Origin of the sequence: Bradyrhizobium sp. SYSU BS000235 (genome assembly GCF_049747295.1) — a bacterium.
Classification (GTDB): Bacteria; Pseudomonadota; Alphaproteobacteria; order Rhizobiales; family Xanthobacteraceae; genus Afipia.
The window spans coordinates 2,779,413-2,795,110 of record NZ_JBMHJM010000001.1 but is presented as its reverse complement, the minus strand read 5'-3'; the positions used below and the strand labels follow the sequence as shown (position 1 = coordinate 2,795,110).

Annotated in this window: 14 protein-coding genes; 8 read left to right on the top strand and 6 right to left on the bottom strand. The window is 60.1% G+C overall.

The features are described from left to right. Positions 1-9: 9 nt before the first annotated feature. Positions 10-1,056, bottom strand: a complete 1,047-nt coding sequence (locus ACP0KA_RS13010) for a tetratricopeptide repeat protein (protein ID WP_424629186.1) — start codon at positions 1,054-1,056, stop codon at positions 10-12. Between the two features lie 274 nt (positions 1,057-1,330). Between ACP0KA_RS13010 and ACP0KA_RS13005 the strand changes: the two genes are divergently transcribed. From ACP0KA_RS13005 to ACP0KA_RS12990, 4 genes are all read left to right on the top strand, one after another. Beyond that, complete coding sequence (locus tag ACP0KA_RS13005; RefSeq protein WP_424629185.1) at positions 1,331-2,509, top strand: beta-propeller fold lactonase family protein; 1,179 nt, start codon at positions 1,331-1,333, stop codon at positions 2,507-2,509. 107 nt (positions 2,510-2,616) lie between these two features. After that, positions 2,617-3,621 carry a Bug family tripartite tricarboxylate transporter substrate binding protein gene (locus ACP0KA_RS13000; RefSeq protein ID WP_424629184.1) on the top strand — a complete coding sequence of 335 codons (1,005 nt, stop codon included), beginning with the start codon at positions 2,617-2,619 and terminating at the stop codon, positions 3,619-3,621. A 200-nt stretch (positions 3,622-3,821) separates the two neighbouring features. After that, positions 3,822-4,199, top strand: a complete 378-nt coding sequence (locus tag ACP0KA_RS12995; RefSeq protein WP_424629183.1) for a hypothetical protein — start codon at positions 3,822-3,824, stop codon at positions 4,197-4,199. Between the two features lie 104 nt (positions 4,200-4,303). Next, positions 4,304-6,004, top strand: a complete 1,701-nt coding sequence (locus ACP0KA_RS12990; RefSeq protein ID WP_424629182.1) for an MFS transporter — start codon at positions 4,304-4,306, stop codon at positions 6,002-6,004. Between the two features lie 20 nt (positions 6,005-6,024). Here the strand turns inward: ACP0KA_RS12990 and ACP0KA_RS12985 are convergent, their stop codons facing one another. Further along, positions 6,025-6,255 (bottom strand): hypothetical protein, encoded by a 231-nt coding sequence (locus ACP0KA_RS12985; RefSeq protein ID WP_424629181.1) that lies wholly within the window; start codon positions 6,253-6,255, stop codon positions 6,025-6,027. Between the two features lie 449 nt (positions 6,256-6,704). On the opposite strand from ACP0KA_RS12985, the gene ACP0KA_RS12980 reads away from it, so the two are divergent. Both ACP0KA_RS12980 and ACP0KA_RS12975 read left to right on the top strand, forming a co-directional pair. Then, complete coding sequence (locus ACP0KA_RS12980; RefSeq protein ID WP_424629180.1) at positions 6,705-7,493, top strand: thioesterase family protein; 789 nt, start codon at positions 6,705-6,707, stop codon at positions 7,491-7,493. A gap of 32 nt (positions 7,494-7,525) precedes the next feature. After that, positions 7,526-8,680, top strand: coding sequence for a hypothetical protein (locus ACP0KA_RS12975; protein ID WP_424631586.1), 1,155 nt, complete (start codon positions 7,526-7,528; stop codon positions 8,678-8,680). Positions 8,681-8,845: 165 nt separating this feature from the next. Here the strand turns inward: ACP0KA_RS12975 and ACP0KA_RS12970 are convergent, their stop codons facing one another. The 3 genes from ACP0KA_RS12970 to ACP0KA_RS12960 all read right to left on the bottom strand — a co-directional run bounded on the left by ACP0KA_RS12970 (position 8,846) and on the right by ACP0KA_RS12960 (position 12,803). Next, positions 8,846-9,661, bottom strand: a complete 816-nt coding sequence (locus tag ACP0KA_RS12970; RefSeq protein ID WP_424629179.1) for an MBL fold metallo-hydrolase — start codon at positions 9,659-9,661, stop codon at positions 8,846-8,848. An 86-nt stretch (positions 9,662-9,747) separates the two neighbouring features. Then, positions 9,748-10,908: an MFS transporter gene (locus ACP0KA_RS12965; protein WP_424629178.1), complete on the bottom strand. Its 1,161-nt coding sequence runs from the start codon at positions 10,906-10,908 to the stop codon at positions 9,748-9,750. Positions 10,909-11,114: 206 nt separating this feature from the next. Next, entirely contained in the window at positions 11,115-12,803 is a 1,689-nt protein-coding gene (locus ACP0KA_RS12960; protein ID WP_424629177.1) for a methyl-accepting chemotaxis protein, read from the bottom strand. Positions 12,804-13,023: 220 nt separating this feature from the next. Between ACP0KA_RS12960 and ACP0KA_RS12955 the strand changes: the two genes are divergently transcribed. After that, positions 13,024-13,959, top strand: coding sequence for an AEC family transporter (locus tag ACP0KA_RS12955; protein WP_424629176.1), 936 nt, complete (start codon positions 13,024-13,026; stop codon positions 13,957-13,959). Between the two features lie 102 nt (positions 13,960-14,061). Here the strand turns inward: ACP0KA_RS12955 and ACP0KA_RS12950 are convergent, their stop codons facing one another. Then, on the bottom strand, positions 14,062-14,622 hold the full coding sequence (locus ACP0KA_RS12950) for a hypothetical protein (protein ID WP_424629175.1): 561 nt from the start codon (positions 14,620-14,622) through the stop codon (positions 14,062-14,064). A 259-nt stretch (positions 14,623-14,881) separates the two neighbouring features. On the opposite strand from ACP0KA_RS12950, the gene ACP0KA_RS12945 reads away from it, so the two are divergent. Next, on the top strand, positions 14,882-15,604 hold the full coding sequence (locus tag ACP0KA_RS12945; protein ID WP_424629174.1) for a TetR/AcrR family transcriptional regulator: 723 nt from the start codon (positions 14,882-14,884) through the stop codon (positions 15,602-15,604). Positions 15,605-15,698: the final 94 nt, after the last annotated feature.

Genomic DNA, 15,698 nt, shown 5'->3' with positions numbered 1-15,698 from the left:
TTGCCAAGGCTATTTCGCGCAGTCCTTCGCCCCGGCCGCGCAAGCCGTCTTCGCCGGCCGCTTCAACGGCATTTGTGCGCCCAGACGCTCAATTTCGAGTGCGAGGGCCTTGCGATGCGCGGCGGCAACTTCCAGGTCGGGGTCAAGACGAACTGCGGTCGTGAAATCCGTCAGCGCACGGCGGCGATCGCCTTTTTCGTGCAGCGCGACACCGCGATTGTTGTAGGCCAATGCCAGCTTGTCATCGAGCGCAATCGCCTTGTCGTAATCGGCAAGGGCAAGATCGAGATCGCCCTTGAGTTGATAGGACGTCCCGCGATTCAAATAGTAGTTAGCGGTCGGCTTCAGGCGGATGGCCTCGCTGTAATCCGCAATGGCCCGATCGTAGGCGTTGTTGCGCGTATAGGTCTGACCGCGATTGTCGTACAGTTCTGCGGAATTGGGATCCAGCCGGATCGCTTCGCTTTGGTCATCGATCGCAAGATCGTAGCGTCTCACTTTTTTAAATGCACCGGCACGATCACTCAGCATCGCCGTCGAGTGGTCCAGCCGCACGGCCTCGGTATAGTCGCGCACGGCGAGGCGGAATTGCCGCATCAATCCGAACGCCACCGCGCGGCGCGCGAACAGGCGCGCGACGTCGGGCTTCAACCGGATTGCGGCATCATAATCATCGATGCCATTTTCGTAGCGCTTTGCACCAACCCAGGCATCACCGCGAACTTCAAATGCTTCGGCATTTTGCGGGTCGAGGCGGATCGCCTCGCTGCTATCCTCCCGCGCCTTGTCGTAATCGCCCTTGGCGTGGTTGCTGCGCGCCCGCGAGATCAGCGCGGCGACGTGCTCCGCGGTGATCGTCGCGTTGTCCATAGGGGGCACTCCCGGCGCATCGTCGGGCCTGGATTGATTGTCTCCAGTCGTGCCGCCGGCGGTCTTCTCGACGCCCGGTGAAGCCAGGGCGTCCGCGGCTTGCTGCGCGTCAGCCGACAGCGCGAACAAGAGCGTGCCTGAGAGGACGACTGCAGCCCAAAGCTTGGTCTTCGCGCGATGCCTCATGTCAGTTGATCGGCATGCCTGCCAATCACTCCCCTCGGAGCCCGCGAAACGTCTGAGCCTTAGACATTGGTATAAGGCTCCATTCAAAGGCACGATCATATTGCTGCAATGCGATTATCCCGGGCAGGAGCGCGCCCGTCCAGCGCGTTTTTTTAAGCGAAATTGCCACACCCTTGGCCGCTGTACTCTGGCCTGATCGCAACTTAACGAATACGCTCCGGACCCAAATATCAATCCGGCACAAGCCGGTAATTCCCGGGAGGCTATGTTCATCATGTTGAAGTCTATTAACCGCGTTACATCCCTGTCCGTCGGAGCCGCGCTTTTGCTCGGCGCCTCCGCGGTCCATACGGCAAGCGCGAAGCCCTTCATGATCGTCGGCAACGACGAAAAGGTCATGTGGGATGCCGACGGGAAAGTCGTGCTGTCTCCTGCGGGCAAGGATTCGGTGCTGATTGTTGATCTTGCCAATCCGGAAAGCCCGAAGATCGTCGCGACCCTTCCGCTCAAGAATTCCATCGTTGGCCCTCCCGTCAACGTTGATATCGATCCCACCGGATCGGTAGCGCTGGTCGCGGACTCGGTGGATGTCACCAAGGACGGCGACGCGCTGAAACAATCGCTCGATAACAAGATCTATGTCATCGACATGAAGGCCAACCCGCCGAAGCTCGCCGGCACCGTGACCGGCGGCAAGCAGCCCTCGGGTCTCAGCTTCAGTCCAAATGGGAAGATGGCGTTGGTCGCCAACCGCGGTGACAACTCCATCACCGTGCTCTCGGTGAACGGCACGGATGTGAAAGTCACCGACACGGTGCCGATGGGCGACAGCGTCTCGCAAGTGGTCTTCACACCGGACGGCAAGCGTGCACTTGCCACCAAGTTCACGACCCACAAGCTCTCTGTCCTCGATATTGCCGGCGACAAGGTGACCTACAACAAGGTCGACCTGATGGCGGGCCTCTGGCCCTACAACGTCGTCGTTACACCAAACGGCAAGCTCGCGCTCACCGCGGACAACGGCAACGCGGGCTCGTCCGACGGCAGCGTCGACACCGTCAGCGTGGCCGACCTCACGGTCAATCCGCCCCGCTTTATCGATCGTGTGGTCGTCGGTGACGGACCGGAAGGCATCGCCGTCAGCCCGAAAGGCAATCTGGCCGCGGCCGCCATTCTTCGTGGCTCCAACATGAAGAACCTGTTCTTCCATAAGAAGAACGGCAGCATCTCGATCCTGAAGATCGACGGCAATAAGGTCACCAAGACCCAGGACATCGAAGTTGGCGGCTTGCCGGAAGCTGTGATGTTCACGCCGGACGGAAAATACATGCTGGTCGGGAATTATCTCGACAGCGATTTCTCGATTCTGAAGGTCAACGGCACCAAGGTCACCGACACCGGCAAGCGGTTCAAGGTGCCGGGACATCCGGCCTCGGCCCGCATGGGTCACTGACCACACCAAGACAGCGTGTCGCCCCAACCGTCGGGGGCGACACGCCGTGTTGCGTTCAAGGCGGTAATCACTTTCCTAAGCGAACTTTATCAAAGGATTTGACGACAATGCGCATCAAGACTTCTTCCGGACCCACACGGCGCTCCGTTCTCATCGGCGGCGCAGCCGCCTTCGGCGTGACGCCATTTTTGATGCGCGGTGCGAAAGCTGATACCTGGCCGTCACACCCCGTGAAGTTCGTTGTGCCGTTTGCAGCGGGCGGCACCACCGACATCCTCGGGCGTCTTGTCGCGCAGAAGCTCTCGGAAGAGTACGGTCACCAGTTCATCGTCGAGAACAAGCCCGGCGCCGGCGGCAACATCGCGGCTGACTTCGTCGCCAAGGCCGATCCCGACGGATACACCTTCCTGGTCGGCACGCCCGGTACCCATTCCATCAACAAGTATGTTCAGAAGAACATGCCCTATGACCAGCTAAAAGATATCCAGCCGGTCACCATCATCGCGCGTGTGCCGAACCTGATGTCGGTCAACCCCGACGTGCCGGCCAAAACGGTTGCCGAATTCATTGCGCTCGCAAAGTCGAAGCCGGGCCAGTTGCTGTACGGCACGCCGGGTCTTGGCAGCACCGCGCATCTCGCGACAGAGCTTTTCAAGTCGATGACCGGCATTGACATTGTCCATGTCCCCTACAAGGGCAGCGCGCCGGCTCTGACCGATCTGGTCGCAGGCCGCGTTCACGTCATGATCGACAACCTGCCCGCCGTGCTTCCGTTTGCGGAAAACGGCAACGTCCGCCCGCTTGCGATAAGCACCGCCACGCGATGGCCCCTACTGCCGAACATTCCGACCATCGCCGAGTCCGGCGTGGCCGGATACGACGCCGCAGCCTTTTTCACGGTCGCAGCACCAGCCAAGGTCTCCAAGGACATCGTGATGAAGCTGAATGCCAGCGTGATTAAATACATCAAGTCTCCCGAGGGCATCGAGCGCATCCGCAAGCTCGGCGGCGAGCCGATCGGGGGCACACCGGAGGAAATGCAGGCCTTCGTCATTGCCGAGATGGAAAAATGGGGCAAGGTCGCGCAATTCGCGAAGATCACGCCTCAGTAGTTGATGCAGCCAAGCGGGCGGCAGACGAACCAACGTCGCCGCCCGTTCAGGCACCTGAGATGCCCTGACATCGCGGTTGCCGGAAACATCTTTCCAGAACACCTATCGAGAACATTTGCGCGGAGGCGCGCCCCGTCGAAACCATGTCGCCCGCGATACGGACACAGAAAACGAGACAGCTGGACTGGGACCGGCTCTTTATGATCTGCGCCGTTCTGATCGCATTGGTCGCGGTTTCAGCGATCTTCCTGTTGTACACAATCGAACCGCCGCCAGATAACGCTCGTGTCGTGGCCGACGAGCAGCGGCAGACTTACGCCAGCACCCCGTGCGTGATCTTCAATCACCTGGATCGCGAACTGATCGCCAATCGCAAAGAGGTCAGCGATCCCTCGAAACCGCTCCAGCTGCTGCCCTTTGCCAACGAGAAGACGATGCGTGACATCAGGGCCAATCCGAAATGGACCCGCGACAAGTCGTGCAATTATGCAACCGGGTTCGACCAGATCGTCACGGTCTGGATGCGCCTTGTCGGGTACCGCTCCCGCTGGGCGGACGACGGGCAATGGCGCTGGTAGGCGAAACGGAACACACTTTTCAAACCAATGTTGATGTAAAATCTCATTTTCGCGCCGCCTGCCATTCTGCCGTTTCCACCTGAAACGATTTAAGGACCTCCGTCGTGAGTTCGACGACCGACAAACGCGCCAAACGTTCATTCCTCACAGCCGAGGGCATCGCAGCGCCGCTAAAGCATGCGGTCTTCCGACGGATCTGGCTGGCAAGCCTGCTGTCCAACCTCGGCTTAATGATCAATGGCGTCGGCGCGGCCTGGGCGATGACCCAGATGACGACCTCCGCCGATATGGTTGCCCTGGTGCAAACCGCGCTGATGCTGCCGATCATGCTGCTGTCGCTGGCCGCCGGCGCCATGGCCGACATGTACGATCGGCGCATTGTCGGTCTCGTGGCACTGTCGATCGGCCTGACCGGCGCGATCACGTTGGCCGTGCTGGCGCATATCGGCGCAATCACCCCTAACAGCCTGCTGATGTTCTGTTTCATGATCGGCAGCGGCATGGCGCTGTTCGGCCCGGCCTGGCAGGCCTCGGTCAGCGAACAGGTTCCCCCCGACACCCTTCCCTCGGCGGTTGCGCTGAACGGCATCAGCTACAACATCGCCCGCAGCTTCGGCCCAGCCCTTGGCGGCCTGATCGTCGCGGCAGGCGGAGCCGTCGCGGCCTTCGTCGCCAACGTGTTGCTCTATATTCCGCTGCTCACCGTACTCTACCTTTGGCGGCGAACGCTGGAACCCTCGCGGCTGCCGCCGGAGCGGTTGCGCCGCGCCGTGGTGTCCGGGGTGCGCTACATCGTTCACTCACCATCGATCCGCATTGTGCTGTACCGGACATTGGTGACCGGCATTGCCGGCGGCTCGGTGCTGGCGCTGCTGCCGTTGGTGGCCCGCGACATCCTCAAGGGCAATGCAGAGACCTATGGCCTGATGCTTGGCTGTTTCGGCATGGGCGGTGTGCTGGGCGCCCTGAATATTTCGAGCGTCCGCAAATACCTCAGCAGCGAACGTGCAGTCCGCCTGTGTGCTTTGACCATGGGCCTTGCCATCGGCGTGCTCGCGCTGAGCCACCATTCGATATTGACCGGCGCGGCACTCATCGTCGCCGGCGCCTCCTGGATGGTTTCGGTGACGCTCTTCAACATCGGCGTGCAACTCTCGACACCGCGATGGGTCGCCGGCCGGGCGCTGGCTGCCTATCAGGCCGCGATCGCCGGCGGGGTCGCCATCGGAAGCTGGCTATGGGGCCACGTCGCCAACGAAGTCGGAATCGACAAGGCGCTGATGATCGCCGGAACGATGATGTTCCTGTCTCCACTGCTCGTGATCTGGCTGCGCATGCCGGCTGTGGAGGGATCTGACCACGACGCCACCGATGCGCTCGCGGAACCGGAGGTCAACCTCTCCATCACGCCGCGCAGCGGCCCGATCGTCATTGAGGTGGAATATCGGGTGAATCAGGATCAGGCCCGGGAGTTCTACGACCTGCTGCAGAAGGTGCAGTCGACGCGGCAGCGCAACGGCGCCTATGACTGGTCGATCTCCCGCGATCTCGCCGACCCTGAATTGTGGACGGAACGCTATCACTGCCCGACATGGCTCGACTATTTGCGCCAGCGCAACCGCTCGACGCGGTCCGAGCGCGAACTGCATCTCAAGGCTATCGCCTTTCACATGGGACCGGACCCGATCCGGGTGCGCCGCATGCTCGAGCGCCCATTGGGCTCAGTGCGGTGGAAGGATGAGACGCCGGATCACAGCAAGAAAAGCGCACTGCCAATTACGGCGTCCGCCAACAGCGGCGTTTAACCGCTGCCTTGATGCCGAATTTACTTATCCGTTTTCGACTCAGCCTGCACACTCGGCTCGAACCAGCGGTTCGCACGCTCGAACATGCGCCAGTGAATCTTCTCGGTCTCGGCGAATTTTTCCGGAGACATCCAAGGCTTCATTGCGGCGAGTGCCTTGGCCCATTCGGCCCGATCCGGCTTCGGAACATCATCAAAAAGCTTCGAAAGCTTACTCTGACCAATGCCTTTCGGCGACACGAACTGATTCATAATCAACGCCCTTGCCACGCGCCTTCATTCGCATTCTCGCGAACAACACATCAGAATTGATTCTCCTCTGAGGCGCGAGCACGAACTCTGCGCAGACATCAAACGCCTGTTGATAACTCCGTCAGCGTTCCTGACCGATTCGAATCGGGAACCGTGTGACGCGCAGCAATGTGCAGCACAGCATCATCCGCAAACGAATCGGCGAACTTCATGCCTGCTATGATCGGACATGGTGATTGCGAGTGGAGCAGATTTGACATTCGCTACCTGTCATGCGGCGGGTTCCTTTGGCGATTGTCAAATCTCAAGCTCCACTAGCAGCTTATAATTACTCGTGGTTCTTTGATTCTAACATTTGCAACGGGTATCCGCCGAAACGGGATGCAAATGTTAGAATCGAACCACGAGAGCGTTATATTCGCGCGATTTTCTGGAGTGAGTCGAACTAGATGATTGATTTTACGACATTGATGGCAGGCATCACGAAGGATGGCGACGCGTGTACCGTGACGGCGACGGATGACTGGCTGCAGGGCCGGACGATCTACGGCGGCCTCGCGGCAGCCTTCTGCCTTGAGAGCGTGTCGCGCCACTTCGGCGACTTGCCACCACTGCGTTCTGCACAGTTTTCCTTCGTCGGTCCCGCGACTGGCCGCTTGACCATTCGGCCGGCGATCCTGCGCAAGGGCAAATCAACCATCTTCGTCGGCGCAGAGCTGACGGGGGATGCTGGCCTCGCCACCCGCGCCACCTTTTGCTTTGGTGCGACGCGACAGTCCGCGGTCGAGTACGGCAAGCTCGTCGCGCCTGCGGTGCCCGATCCGGACAATTGCCCAGACTTCTTTCGCAAACTCCCCGGATTGAATTTCGCCCAGCATTTCGATGGCCGGCTGGCGGCGGGTAGCTTCCCCTTCAGTGGGACGGATGATCCCACGATCGCTTTGTGGATGCGCCATCAGGACGATGCGGAACCGAATTCCACCGCCGCACTCGTTGCATTGACCGACGCGCCACCGCCGGCGGCATTGTTGCTGTTCAAGGACTTCGGCCCGATCAGCACCATGACCTGGTCCATCGATCTCCTCACCGACAAACTCGAAACGACCAATGGCTGGTGGCTGATCAGAACCCAGGCCGAAAGCGTCCTCCATGGCTACTCCAGCCAGGGAAGTGTCGTCTTCAATGCCGCACGCCAGCCTGTGCTGGTCTCGCGGCAGAACGTGGCGGTGTTCATGTGAGGCAAGACCGCCGGCTGACGTCGCTTGTCTGCATGACCATCGCCGCAGCGGCTGCGGCGTTGTCTGGCAGCGCACACGGACAGGCAGGGGCGACCGCTCCCAGGGTGGCAGCTCCAACGATCGCGGTTTCACCGCAGCAGATGGCGGAGTACCGTCGCAAGCTTGGCGAATACACCGCCATTCGTCAGGCTTTCGATGAACAGGCTGGGGCGTATTGGTCCGCCATCAGCGAGAAGCGAAAGGCGAGAAACGCCAAGCGGCGCAGCGGCGAAACCGTTGCGCTCGATGACTACGTGCGGACCCAGCCTCCGATCTACAGCGGCCCGCCAAAGCCGGTCGATCCATCGGCGCCCCCGACACCGCCCGCGGTGCGCAGGCCGATCCCGGTGGTTGCGGATTTCCTTGAGAATGCGCTTGAGCATTTTCAATTCACGCCGCGCAAACCCGCGAGTGAGCTCGAGTACAAGCGCGCCTACGCCAAAGTTGCCTCAAGCTTCGGCTTGACCCGGGATCAGGCGGTGCGCGTCTACAGCTTCGAGGCGGGCGGCAACGGCAAATACGACGTACAGGCAGGACTTGAGAAGCCAGGCGGCCGCGCCATTTCAACGGCGCTCGGCTACAACCAGTTGCTGACCACGAACACCATCGATCTGCTGTCCGAGCATGGCGGCCTTATTCTCAAATCGCTTCGCGACCAGCTTCACGAGGCGACCGGGCCGCGAAAGGCCGAGCTGGAGCGAAAGATCGCCATTGTCCAGCAGATGGTGGCCTTCTGTAAAACCGTGCCCAACGAGTGGAGCGCCCACGAAAAACTCGGCGTCACGCCACGCGGCATCGCCGTGCATGCGCTCAATCTGGATGTTGATGTTGGGCCGCTTCTGCAGACGCTGAAGCTGATGGACTCGGTCAATTTCGCACGGCGCAAGGGGTATATGACGCCGTTGACCGCTGCGGAACTGGAAATGATGAACCTGACCGGCGACGGCAATGGCTTCGACATGGTGTCGATGCCGGACGCCATGCGCTCTCAAGTGCCGACATCGAACTTCTTCCAGCGTTCGGGCTACGAGCGCAATCCGGTCGCCATCCGGAACAATGTCGTGTCCAAGCTTCTGGCCGCGACCAATTCCAAGATGGATCGGGACATGAACCTGCCGGGGGCGAAGGATCTCGCGGCGGCGTTCTAGTGTGGCGGTTCTGAAGTCCGCATCTTTTCGTGCGGCGAGTCCGGAATGCGGACTTCAGAACCAAAGCCACACTATGACAATAACTTGCTAGAGTCATTCGATTCCGAAGTTCGCAGACCAACGAGCGGCGGAATGATGCGAACTTCGGAATCGAGACTCTAGCATCTAAACGCCCTCGAGGATGATGATGGTCGGTGCCTTCGGCAGCGTGTCGAGCGAGACCGAGAAGGACTTCTCCTTTCGAAGCTCGACCTCGAACTGCCCATTCATCCTCGCGACGAACTCCCCGAGTGGCGTGCTGAAACGATGCATCGGCAACACGATCGATGCCCGCAGCCGCCGGGTGATCTCCGACATGCCATCGAGCGACAGCGTGTAAGTTCCATCGATCGGCACCATGACGATGTCGAGCCGGCCGATGGCCGCATAACGCGCTTCGTCGAGCGGGTGGTGCAGATGACCGAGATGGCCAATGCAAAGCCCCGCGACTTCGAAGATGAAGATGGAGTTGCCATCCTTTTGCATCATCGCTTCAGAGCCGACGCGGTAGCCGCGAATATCAGTCGGCACATTGCGGATGAAAACGTCGCCGACCGTCAGCGCATGTTTCGCAGGGCCGTCGCCGTCGCTCCAGCCGTGCAGAACATACTTGATGCGCGGATCGGGATTGAGCGTGTAATGCGTCGAGTGAGCGCGGTTCATCGTCACGACGTCAGGTGACTTGCCCGCGGTATAGACACCACTGAAGTCGGTGGCGATGGTGACGTTGCCGGGCGTCTCGATGATGTAGGTCGAATGCCCGGCATAGGTGATGACAACCTCACCCTTCTCGGCGGTGACATGGCGCAGGCTGACGAATTGAACGCTGGGAAGCGATTGCGCCACGGCCAGACACTGGCTCGGCTGCGGCTTGTCTTGTGCAGATGCCACAGGTGCCAGAACAAGGGCGACGCATGCGGTGATCCAGCGCAAATAATGCATCGAAGGTTCCGCGGCTGTTCGTTGGCAGTCTTAACCTCTTCCGATCCTCTCAAGAAGACTTCGGCAACGCAACCTTCAAGCGGCTGTCATTCCGCCGCATGGGCACCTTTGCGCAGCAGGCAGAGCGCCGCGAAGGCCAGCAGGCTCAATGCGGATGAAACAATGAGCACGCGGCTTCCAAGCTGATCGATCAACAGGCTGAAGGCCAACGGTGCCATCGCCTGAGAGATGCGCGCGGGCGCACCGAGAATGCCGAGCCGATAGCCGTAATTCTCTGCGCCGAAGATCGCAAGCGGCAACGTTCCGCGCGCGATGGTCAGGATGCCGTTCCCCGCGCCATGGAAAACAGCAAACACTCCGGATGCACTTCCACCGACAACCGCAAGGATGCCGACGCCCACCGGATGGGTCAGGCATGCCAGGCGCGTTGTGACCAATGGATGCAGCTTGCTGAGGAAATTCGCTTCCACGATCCGTGCAGCGACCTGTGCGGGACCGATCAGCGCACCGGCACTGACGGCCTGGACGCTCGTCGCACCCGCCGCTTCCAGAATGCGCGGCAAATGCGCGGCCATCGCGCCGGTCACGGCCCATGCGGAGGCAAACGCAAACGCCAGCAGGATCATCGTGCGATCAAGCGGAATGTGAGGCTTGAGCGCAGCAACCTCGGTCGACGAACCGTCCTTGACCCTTGGCAGAAAGAACAGATTGAGCGGCAGCCCGATCAGGACATGCGCCGCCGCCCAAGCCAAGCAGGTGTTGCGCCAGCCGATCGTCTCCAGCCCCCACGCGGTCAGCGGCCAGCCGATGGTGCTGGCGAAGCCCGCGAGCAGGGTGATGCCGGTGATCGACCGTCGCGCCGATTGACCGTAGATGCGGCTGAGAGCCGCGAATGCGGCATCATACAGTCCGGCCCCCATCCCGATGCCAAGCAGCAGCCACGCCGCGACAAGAACCCAAATGGAATAAGAACACCCGAGCAACACGAGGCCCGCAGCCAGAGTGACATTCGACATCGACAGAACCTGCCGCCCGCCGACCACATCGATCCGGCGCCCGATCCATGGACCGAGCAATCCGGAAATCACCAGCGACGCGGAGAAGGCTCCGAAGATCCAGTTACTCGACACACCGAGATCGCGCGCAATGGGATCGGCCAAAATGGCGGGAAGATAGTAACTCGACGCCCAGGCCAGTGTCTGAGTGGTCCCCAGAGCAAGAATGATCGGCAGCTGGCGTTGGCTCATGTCCCGAGGCGGCCCTTCATGACGCGCGTTGATCGATCAGCATTCCACATTTCAACGCGGCCGGATATCGAATGGCAACATGCCCCTGTTGCACTTCGTTGAACTGCGCCTCTTTCAACAGGAAATTCATCGCCCAAAAAAAGATGAAGCCGTCTCACGTCGCGTGAAGCGGCTTCATTTGTAGATCGTGACGATGAACTCGCGGCTTAGGCCGCGCGCACCGTGGAGAGGAAATTGTCCACTTCGGCGCGCAATGTTCCCGCCTGAGAGGCCAGCTCATCGGCCGCGCCCAGCAAGGTCGATGCAGCTCGCCCGGCGGCGTCGACGGATTCGCTGACGCCCGCAATGTTGTGCGCAACGTCCTTCGCGGAACCGGCGGCTTCCTGCACATTCCGCGTGATTTCCTGCGTTGCGGCAGCCTGCTCTTCCATGGCCGACGCGATCGACGTCGAAATTTCGTTCACTTCGATGATCGTGCTCGAGATCCGCTTGATCGCTTCCACCGCCCCCTGGGTCTCGGCCTGAATGGTCGTAATCTGAGAGCGGATATCGTCGGTGGCCTTCGATGTCTGGGTGGCCAGCGTCTTCACCTCGGATGCCACGACGGCGAAGCCCTTGCCGGCTTCTCCGGCTCGTGCCGCCTCGATGGTCGCGTTCAGCGCCAGCAGATTGGTTTGGCTCGCGATGTCGTTGATAAGAGCCACCACTTCACCGATCTTGTTCGCAGCCTCCGCCAGGCCGGACACGCTCGCATTGGTGGTTTCGCTCTCTTCGTTGGCCTTGCGGGCCACGACAGATGCCTGGGTGACCTGACGACCGATTTCAGTGATGGACGCGGTCAACTCTTCCGAAGCCGCAGCGACGCTTTGAACGTTGGTGGTCGCTTCCTCGGCGCCGGCAGCAACGGCGGTTGCCAATTGTTTGGTATCCTCGGTGCTCCCCGACATGGTTTTCGCAGTTTCCTGCATGGCGCTGGCAGCGCCGGACACCGCGCTCACGATCCTGCCGACACGGCTTTCGAAGCTGTCGGCAAGCTCGCGCATCGCCTGCTTCTTCTGCTCCTCGGCGCGCTCACTCAACAGTTTCTGCTCCGACTGAAGCTGGCGCATCTGCGCCGTGTTGCCCTTAAAGACTTCCAGGGCCTTTGCCATGTCGCCGATTTCGTCGGCACGGGACGCCTCGGTGATATCAACCGACAGGTCACCATCGACAAGCTTCTTCATCTTGTCGCGCAAGCCCGCGAGGCCTTTATTGATATCGCGGCTCAGCAGGAGCACAAATCCGCCCGCGAAAAGAAGAATGATGGCGCCCATGCCGGCAAGCTTCAGCAAGGCCTCGTGATAGTCGGCGTCGATATCGTCAATCCAGACGCCGGTCGTGATGACCATATCCCACGGCTTGAACTTCTTGGCATAGGTCAGCTTCGGTAGAAATTGAGTCTGCCCCGGCTTTGGATAGTCGTAAGACGCCATGCCCTCGTCGCTATTGCCGATGGAGCCGAGAATGTGATCGAGGATGTATTTGCCATTCGGCATCTTGGTCCCGCGCGTTCCCTCGACCTTCGGCACCGAGGCGTTCATGGTCCAGACGCCGTCCAGATTACCGGTCGCAAGGTAGCTGCGGTGGTTGTCGAACCACATCGCCCGTGCATTGCTATAGAATTGCTTCTCGGCGTCGGCGCGCGAGAGCTTTCCTTCCTTGACCATCTTTTCATAGGATTGCGCCAGTTCGGCAGTCATCTCGGCGACCGCACGGAGCTTGTCGATGCGGTCTTCCATCATCCGCTGACGCAGCTGCGTGGTGGACACGCCGATCGCCAATGCCAATGATCCAGCCGTCAGTGCCAGAACCAAATACAGTTTGGTCCGGATCTTGATTTTATTGAAGAAACTCACCGTAGCCCCCGGAGACGCAATCACTTTGTGACAAACTGCCACGGTTACCTAAAGACAGCGTTAAGCATCCTGCTCCGCGGCCGGCCCAACTGAGCGGAATTGGCTCTTTGCTTGCGTCAGTCACGTGCGGCGATGAATAATCGCGCCTCGGCTTCGTGACGCCGTTTGCGACTTTTGCTTAACAGCGCAGACCCACGCAGGACTGCCGAGGGAAACCAAGATGCAAGTCGCCAGCCTGGTCCTTCCTGTCTTTGCCATCATCGTCACCGGCTGGCTGGCGGGTTGGTCGAGCTACATATCCCGCTCGCTGGCCGACGGGCTCGTGCATTTCGCCTATCACATCGCGATGCCGGCGCTGCTGATCGTCACCATCGCGCAGGAGCCGGCACGCAACCTTCTGGAGTGGCGCTTTCTGCTGGCATTCGGCGGCGGCTCCCTCTTGTGCTTCGGTCTGGTATTTCTGGCACTTCGCATCGGCTGGGGCCGCGACCTTGCCAGCAGCACGATGATTGGAATGGCGGCAGCGATGACCAACACCGGATTTGTAGCACTACCGATCCTGCACGCCATCTACGGCCAACCCGCGGTTCTCCCCGCCGCCATTGCCACCGTGTTCGTGGCGGGAGTGATGTTTCCCGCAGCCGTTATCCTCCTGGAAAGCAAAGCCCGCAGCGCGTCCGGACAATCGGCCCATGCGATCGTCCTGATGAAGCACATTGCGCTGAATCCGATGGTGCTATCGACCGCAATCGGTTTGGCATGGGCGATCACAGGCTTTCCGATTCCGGGTCCGATCGCAGCCTATATGAACATCTTCGCAGCCGCGCTGACGCCATGCGCGCTGTTCGCCATAGGCCTGGGTCTGTCCCTTGAAGGAATGCGCTCGAATCTCGCCTCGTCCCTTGCGCTCGCCGTCGTGAAGCTCGTGATCATGCCGTTGATCGTCTACGGCCTGTGTGTGGCATCAGGCCTCAATCCGCTCTACACGATCGCGGCCGTCGTCTGCGCCGCCGTGCCGACCGCGAAGACGGTGTATATCCTGGCGGGCGAGTACAAGGTGGAGGAACCGCTCGTCGCGGCCACGATATCGATCACCACGCTGTTGTCGGTCCCGACTCTGCTGGTCTGGCTGTACGCTCTTTCACGCCTTGCATGACCGGCGAACCAAACCGAAGCGCATTCCGCAAACGAGCCGGTGATCTGCCGCGCAAGCGGCAGACCACGCAGACTGCTTATGACGACGAAAACCGCCCGTTGGTTACGCGGACTTCCACATGCCGGCGGCGATGAGTTCGTTCACCGACGCGTCGGTGAATTCAGCCTTAGGCCCATTGCCACCAATCACGAACATCAGAATCGCTTCTTCGTCCGGATTGCCCTTGGTGATATTCTCAAAGCGGCGCGCGCAACCCGGCGGGAACGACACCACATCGAACGGACCCGCATCGACGTACTCCACCTCACCTTTTTCATTTTCCCAACTGCACCGCCACGTGCCGGTCATCGGGATAAACGTCTCGTTCGTATCGTGATTATGCATCATCGGCCCATTGCCGGGCTTGGCGCGGCAATATCCGAGATTGAATCCTTCGGAGATCGGAATGGCCGCGAGACGCGACGCATCCTCGCCGACCGGCGAAGTCACCGCTCCGCCCTCGCCCTCTGGCGGCTGAAAACCGATGACGTTGTAAAGCGTGCGGATGCAGCCTTTTTTCTTGCTGTCGGGCAACCCGCCGTCCGAACCTCTGAGATCTTTGAAAAATGCCACACGCTTCATCATGTCGGCACGGGCCAAGCCTGAACGCGGCAACGTTTCCATCGTCATCTCCCCTTTTTTTGTGCCAGCCTTTGGAGAGGCTCGGCGCCATCGTATTAATGGTCATTCGACCAATAAACTCTTCTGACCTACTGATCAAGCGCTCATTATAACTTTCGACACTGATCCGTTATGGTTGCCCTCGGCTGGCCCCGAGTGCGCCATGCAAACGATGGATGCGATGACAAAAACGACGAAGCAGACCGCGCGGACGAAACCAAAATCGGCGGGCAAAACTCCCAAAAATGCGACAGAAGAAACCGTGAGCGGGGTTTCAAATCGGACCGCCCACCGGCCTGTCAGCAGTCCGGCAACGGCCGAGCGGGAAGCAATGCCGCAGCGCACCCGGCTTTCGCCTGCGGCGCGCAGCGATCTCATCCTCCGCGGCGCTATTCGGTTTTTTGCCGAACGCGGCTTTGGCGGTCAGACCCGGGAGCTCGCGCAGCAACTCGGCATCACGCAGGGGCTGCTATATCGCTACTTCCCAACAAAGGATCTTCTGATCGAGCGGATCTACGAAGAGCTTTTCGTCAAGCGCATCCGGCCGGAATGGGAGATCGGTTTGACGAACCGCACGGAGCCGCTGTTACAGCGACTGATCAATTTCTATCTGGATTATGCGACCATGCTGCACGACTACGAGTGGGGTCGCATCTATTTGTATTCAGGACTTGGGGGCGCCACGATTGCCAAACGTTTCGTTCAACAAACGAAGCAAGGATTGTTCAGGCGCGTAATTGCCGAACTGCGTCACGAATTCAAATTGCCTGATCTCGACACGGCTCCGATGACCGAGCCGGAGACAGAACTCATGTGGAGTTTGCACGGCAGCATTTTTTATATCGGCATCCGTGTTTCGGTTTACGGCGTTCCACCACCCAGCGACATCCCGGCGACCGTCACCCAGCTCGTTGAACAGTTTTACGACAACGCAAAGCTGATGCTGAGGGCGCGGAATCCTGCGCAAAATACGCGCTCGGAGTGAATTGCGGCCTCCAGCATGACTATGCCCGGGTTTGAATTTCGATACGCGCAGTCGCGGCCAACCACTTGCCGCGACAATCCAACTCATCGACAGA

Coding starts and splice junctions, on each gene's coding strand:
- ACP0KA_RS13010 (WP_424629186.1), bottom strand. CDS start 1,056: ATGAGGCATCGCGCGAAGACCAAGCTTTGGGCTGCAGTCGTCCTCTCA.
- ACP0KA_RS13005 (WP_424629185.1), top strand. CDS start 1,331: ATGTTGAAGTCTATTAACCGCGTTACATCCCTGTCCGTCGGAGCCGCG.
- ACP0KA_RS13000 (WP_424629184.1), top strand. CDS start 2,617: ATGCGCATCAAGACTTCTTCCGGACCCACACGGCGCTCCGTTCTCATC.
- ACP0KA_RS12995 (WP_424629183.1), top strand. CDS start 3,822: ATGATCTGCGCCGTTCTGATCGCATTGGTCGCGGTTTCAGCGATCTTC.
- ACP0KA_RS12985 (WP_424629181.1), bottom strand. CDS start 6,255: ATGAATCAGTTCGTGTCGCCGAAAGGCATTGGTCAGAGTAAGCTTTCG.
- ACP0KA_RS12980 (WP_424629180.1), top strand. CDS start 6,705: ATGATTGATTTTACGACATTGATGGCAGGCATCACGAAGGATGGCGAC.
- ACP0KA_RS12975 (WP_424631586.1), top strand. CDS start 7,526: ATGACCATCGCCGCAGCGGCTGCGGCGTTGTCTGGCAGCGCACACGGA.
- ACP0KA_RS12970 (WP_424629179.1), bottom strand. CDS start 9,661: ATGCATTATTTGCGCTGGATCACCGCATGCGTCGCCCTTGTTCTGGCA.
- ACP0KA_RS12965 (WP_424629178.1), bottom strand. CDS start 10,908: ATGAGCCAACGCCAGCTGCCGATCATTCTTGCTCTGGGGACCACTCAG.
- ACP0KA_RS12955 (WP_424629176.1), top strand. CDS start 13,024: ATGCAAGTCGCCAGCCTGGTCCTTCCTGTCTTTGCCATCATCGTCACC.
- ACP0KA_RS12950 (WP_424629175.1), bottom strand. CDS start 14,622: ATGGAAACGTTGCCGCGTTCAGGCTTGGCCCGTGCCGACATGATGAAG.